We start from the raw sequence: 506 nt of genomic DNA on the forward strand, positions 1-506 counted from the left end.
AAATACCGTGTTATGATGTGCCAAGGCTTGAATCTCCCTGTTTTTACAGTGTTTGGTCGCACATCCATTGTAGCAACTTGTTGAGGTTCAAGCCTTTTTTATGTCTGATTTATGGGACAGCAATGATTTCAAGAAGAAGTTTTTCTTTTCTACAGCAAGCTGTTCGCGTAATAAATCGTTTTCTTGTTGTAAAGCCGCTGTGTTTTTCATAGCTGCGTATTCCGCTGAACCTGATCAGTCGTACCGCTTGAACGTGATCACTTAATTCACCTTATGCATCAGTGCAGCCTTTTTACTTTAAGTGATCAGCTTCAGTCAATGTTGTCATCAGTTTTCGCATGGATTCACCTTTCAAATTGATCTTGTGAGCGTTGTGTAGAAGTCGATCCAAGATGGCGTCAGCCAACGTTGGATCATTGATAAAGTCATGCCAGTTTTCCACCGGAAGCTGGCTCGTCACTATCGTTGTTTTTTTGTTGTGCCGATCCTCCATGATTTCCAGCAAG

General features: G+C 41.9%; 2 protein-coding genes. Both read right to left on the reverse strand.

Going from position 1 to position 506, the window contains the following annotated elements; genetic code table 11:
* Nucleotides 1-87: 87 nt before the first annotated feature.
* Nucleotides 88-210 carry a hypothetical protein gene (locus O9X78_RS20850; RefSeq protein ID WP_269621604.1) on the reverse strand — a complete coding sequence of 41 codons (123 nt, stop codon included), beginning with the start codon at nt 208-210 and terminating at the stop codon, nt 88-90.
* 82 nt (nt 211-292) lie between these two features.
* Nucleotides 293-506, reverse strand: a 214-nt coding sequence (locus tag O9X78_RS20855; protein ID WP_269621605.1) for an ATP-binding protein, incomplete at its 5' end; no start/stop codon positions are given.

Origin of the sequence: Zhongshania aquatica, assembly GCF_027257955.1 — a bacterium.
GTDB classification, from domain to species: domain Bacteria; phylum Pseudomonadota; class Gammaproteobacteria; order Pseudomonadales; family Spongiibacteraceae; genus Spongiibacter; species Spongiibacter aquatica.

Bases quoted from the DNA above. Each gene is read 5' to 3' on its own strand.
- O9X78_RS20850 (WP_269621604.1), bottom strand. From the start codon at position 210: ATGAAAAACACAGCGGCTTTACAACAAGAAAACGATTTATTACGCGAA.